The 4,624-nt window shown below is 76.1% G+C and carries 2 protein-coding genes; both read right to left on the reverse strand.

Going from position 1 to position 4,624, the window contains the following annotated elements; all coding sequences use genetic code 11:
• Positions 1-2,924 (reverse strand): double-strand break repair helicase AddA (gene addA, locus ACTZWW_RS22400; protein ID WP_444783182.1); only part of this gene is annotated, 2,924 nt, incomplete at its 3' end.
• Between the two features lie 17 nt (positions 2,925-2,941).
• Positions 2,942-4,624: double-strand break repair protein AddB (gene addB, locus ACTZWW_RS22405; protein ID WP_444783183.1), on the reverse strand; the 1,683-nt coding region annotated here is incomplete at its 5' end.

The following is a 4,624-nucleotide window of genomic DNA, read 5'->3' on the forward strand; positions in this document are numbered from 1 at the left end:
GAGGGCCGCAGCGGCGGCGCCGCCTCGCGCTCGTCCTCGGCCGGGGCGAAGAGCCATGCGGGGTCCGGCTCGGGCCGTGCGGGCGACACGGGCTCGGCGCCCGCGCCGTCGTCGGTGCCGCGCGCCTGCGCGGCGGGCCCCGTGGGCGCCGACGCCGTGTGGTTCTCGCGCCAGACCAGCGCCCCGGAGACGTAGGGCAGGTCGGTCTCGACCGGCCCCGGCGTGCCGGCGAGCGCCACGTTCGCCATCGTGGACCAGGCGGTCTCCGGCGCGTCCCGGTCCGCGCGGTTGATGTAGGGGGCGACGACGAGGTGGCTCTCGGCGCGGGTCAGCGCCACGTAGAGCAGACGGTTCGCCTCCTCCGTCGCGCGCAGCCGCGCCGCCTCGCGCGCTTCGCCGAGCGCGTCGCAGTCGTGCTCCTTGCCCGGCGACCAGACCGGCAAGGTCTCGTCGCGGCCGACGGCGAGCGCGACGAGCGGCGAGAGCCGCCCCGCCTGCGCGCCGGCGTCGTCGAGCACGACGACGGCCGGCGCTTCGAGGCCCTTGGCGCCGTGCACGGTCATGACCCGCACCTCGTCGGCGCCGCTCTCGAGGTCGCGCTTGATCTCGCGCTCGGTGCCCTCGAAGCCGGCGAGGAAGCGGGCGAGCGAGGGCGCCTCCGGCGCCTCCGCCTCGCGGGCCAGGGAGAGGAAGGCGTCGATCGCGTCCCCCGCCTCCGAGCCGAGACGCGCGACCAGCGCGCGCCGCCCGCCGCGGGGGCCGAGCAGGGCGGCGTAGAAACCGAAGGGGCCGTGCGCCGCCGCGAGCTCGCGCCAGGCGTCGAGCGCGTCCCGCGCGCGCGCTGCCGCCGGGTCGCCCTCCCGCGCCCGCGTGGCGATCGCGTCCGCGAGGCTCGTCTCGGGCTCCCGACGGGCGGCGAGGCGTACGAGGTCGTCGTCGTCGAGCGCGACGAGCGGGGACTTCAGCGCGGCGGCGAGCGTCAGGTCGTCCTGCGGCAGGAGCGCCGCGCGACCCGCCGCGATCAGGTCCTCGACCGCGATGTGGCGGGTGAGCGAGAGCCGGTCGGCGCCCGCGACCGGCAGCCCGGCGTCCTTGAGTGCCTTGATCACGGCGTGGAAGGCTGCGTTGCGCTTCCTCACGAGCACGAGCACGTCGCCGGCGCGGCGCACGCGCCCGCAATGGTCGCCCGACGTCGTCCAGGTGCGGATCGCGCGGGCGACGCGGCGCGCGGCGACGATGGCCGGGGCGGTCTCGTCGGGCGTGTCGACGGGATGCGTCCAGGCGTCGGGCTCGGCGCGCGGGTTCGGTCGCTCGACCGGCCACAGCTCGACGAGGCCGGGCGCGTCCGGCCGCACGCTCTCGTGCACCGTGCCGTGCGCCTCGTCCGACGGATCGAGGCCGCGGTAATGGTCCGGCAGGGCGAAGACCCGGTCGACGGCGGAAAGCACGGTCGGCGCCGAGCGGAAGGAGACCGTGAGCGGCACCTCCTCGAACGGGTAGCCGCCCGCCTGCGCGAGGCCGCGCCAGTGGCGGCGGCTCTCCTCGAAGCGGCGGGGATCGGCGCCCTGGAAGGAGTAGATCGACTGCTTGGGGTCTCCCACGGCGAAGATCGTGCGCGGGCGCCCGCCGTGGGGACCAGCGCCGGCCCGTGCGGCGGCGGCGCCCTCGCCCGCATGGAACTCGGCGGTGATGTGGCGCAGGATCTCCCATTGCTCGGGGTTGGTGTCCTGCGCCTCGTCGACGAGCACGTGGTCGATGCCGCGGTCGAGCTTGTAGAGCAGCCACGCCGCCTCGCCCCGGCGCAGCAGCGCAAGCGTGCGGTGCACGAGGTCGTCGAAGTCGAGCGCGCCGAGCCGGCGCTTCTCGGCCTCGACCCGCTCCAGGATCGCCCCGGCGAGGCGGTAGAGCGCGCGGGTGCGCGCGAGGGCGGCGGCGGCGCGGCGACGCTCGCGAAGGCCGGCGAGCCGGTCGCGCTCCGCGGCGAGCCGCTCCTTCGCGGCCGTTCCCATGGCCTTGGTCGCCAGCGTCGAATCGGCGCGCGGGCCGCCGTCCTTGCGCAGGAAGAGGCCGAGATAGGCCTCGAGCCGCCCCGCGTCGTCCATGGCCTCCGCCATGCGCTCGAGGCAGGCGGCCTGCTTGGCGTCGTTGGCGCTGCCGGTGGCGCGGAAGGCCCGCGCCAGCGCGGCGCGCTCGCCCGCGGGAATCGCGCCCGCGAGCATGGCGGCGTCGATACCCGCCTCGTCCTCGTCCGGCTCCAGGCCGAGCACGTCGGCGATGCGCGCGAGCGCCGCCTCGCGGGCGGGCGCGTCGGCGAGCGCGTCCTTGCGGGCGAGAGCCTCGCGCAGGAGCGCGTCGAGACGGTCTCCGGCGGCGTGGGCGTCGATCGCCGCGAAGGCCTCCGCGAGCCCGCCCTCGCCGCGATGCGCGGCGGCGAGGATGCCCGCCTTGGCGGCGCGCATCAGCTCGTCCGTCTGCGCGTCGTCGAGCACGACGAAGCTCGCCGGCACGTTGGCCTCGAAGGGCGCGATGTGCAGCAGTCGTTCGCAGAAGGCGTGGATCGTCTCGATCTTGAGCCCGCCGGGGGTCTCCACCGCGCGCGCGAACAGCCGGCGCGCCGCGACGAGCCGCGCGGCCGAGGGCGGCACGCCGTCGAGCGCCTCGAGCCGGGCTGCGAGCGCCGCGTCGTCGAGAGCGACCCAGGCGGAGAGCGTGTCGAAGATGCGGATCGACATGTTCGCCGCCGCCGCCTTGGTGAAGGTCAGGCACAGGATCCGCCCCGGCGGCGTGCCGGCGAGCATCAGGCGCATCACCCGGTCGGTCAGCACCTTGGTCTTGCCGGCGCCGGCATTCGCCGAGACCCAGGCCGACAGCATCGGGTCGGCGGCGCGGCGCTGGCGCTCCGTGACCTGGGGGGGGACGCGCATGGGGGTCTGGTGCCGGCTCACGTCTCGTCCTCCGCGTCGCCGCCGCCGGCGGCCGACCATTCCTTCACCCGCGCGAGATGGTCGTACGCGGAGAAGCGCAGGGCGTATTGTGCGTAGGGCCGCGAGACGTAGCCGTACTCCCCCGCGACGAAGCGCGCGACGAGGCCCTTCAGGCGCGCGAGATGCTCGCCGACGAGGTCCTCGACCGAGCGCTCCTCGTCCTTGGGAGGGGTGATCGGGCAGGGCTTGAACGGGTCCTTGCCGCCCGACGCGTGGACGTAGACGAGCTCCGTCTCGCCCCGCGGCGCATGAACGCCCTCGAAGGCGCCCGCGCGCAGCATCGCCGCCTCGAGCGTGAGCTGCGGGGAGAAGCCGGCGAAGACCATCTTCGGGGTGGGCGGCGTGCCGGTCTTGTAGTCGACGATCACCGCCCCGCCGTCGGCGCCGGTCTCGATCCGGTCGGCGCGGGCGGAGAGCGTGAAGCGCTCGGTCCCGATCATGAGCGCGAGTTCGCCCTTGCGCTCGACGGCGATGCCGGCGAGGAGCGTGCGCCGCGCCATCTCCCAGTCGAGATAGCCGTCGATCACCCGCTCGAAGCGCGGCCACCATTCGGCCTGGACTTCGGGATAGGCGTCGCCGATGGGCGCGAACAGGTCGAGGCCGATCTGGCGCAGGCGCTGGGCCGCGACGTCGCGCGCCGGCAGCGCGTCGGGATGGGCCTCGACGAAACGTGCGAAGGTCTCGTGGATCAGGCTCCCGCGCTCGGCGGCGCCGGGTGCGAGTGCGATGGCGTCGAGCGCATCGAGGCCGAGCACGCGACGCGCGAACAGCGCGTAGGGGTCGCGCACCAGCGTCTCGACCTCCGTCACCGAGAGCCGGCGCGGGAACAACGCCGGGTCGGGCCGCGGGGCGGGGCGCCGCAGCGGCGGGGCGGGATCGGCGGCATCGAGCCGTGCGGCGAGTGCCGCGATCCGCCGGCCGCGTTCGCGGATCGCCTCCCAGGCGTCCGCCCCGACGAAAGCCTTCACGCGCTGGAGGAAGCGCGAGGGCACGGTGGGTGCGCCGTCGCGCTTGGCGGCGCGGGTGATCACCACGTCCCGCGCGCCGAGCGCCTGGACGAAGTCGTGGGCGGTCTGCCCGAGGCGGCGCTCGGGCGGGGCGAGGCCGATCTCCTCGCGCATGGGCCGGTTGAGGAAGGCGTCGGTGCGCGCCCGCGGCGGCCAGACGCCCTCGTCGAGGCCCGCGAGCACGACCCGGTCCGCCCGGATCAGGCGCGCCTCGAGCAGGCCCAGAATCTTGAGCCGCGGATGCGCCCGGTCCGCCCGCCCCGGCGCCCGTCGGTCGCGGGCCAGGTTGGCGAAGAAGCCGGGATAGTCGAGGAAGACGCCGCGCAGCGCGGCGTCCGCATCGACGAGCGCGAGATCGTCGAACAAGGCGGCGAGGGTCTCGTCCGAGCCGTCCGTGAACGGGGCGGGCTCGTCGTCCACGCCGGCCGCGACGCCCGCGGCGGAGACCTCCTGCGCCGGTGGGCCGGCGACGAGGGCGTCGCAGGCGGCGCGGTGGGCGGCGGCCAGCGCGGGGAGCGCCACCTCGCTGGGGAAAGCGTCCGGCCCGAAGCCGGCGAAGGCGGCGGCGAGCCGCTCGAGCAGGGCGAGCGCGCCGCCCCAATCGGCCTCGCCGAGGCGCGCGCGCGGTCGCGG

Source organism: Salinarimonas sp. NSM (genome assembly GCF_052380005.1).
Taxonomy (GTDB): domain Bacteria; phylum Pseudomonadota; class Alphaproteobacteria; order Rhizobiales; family Beijerinckiaceae; genus Salinarimonas.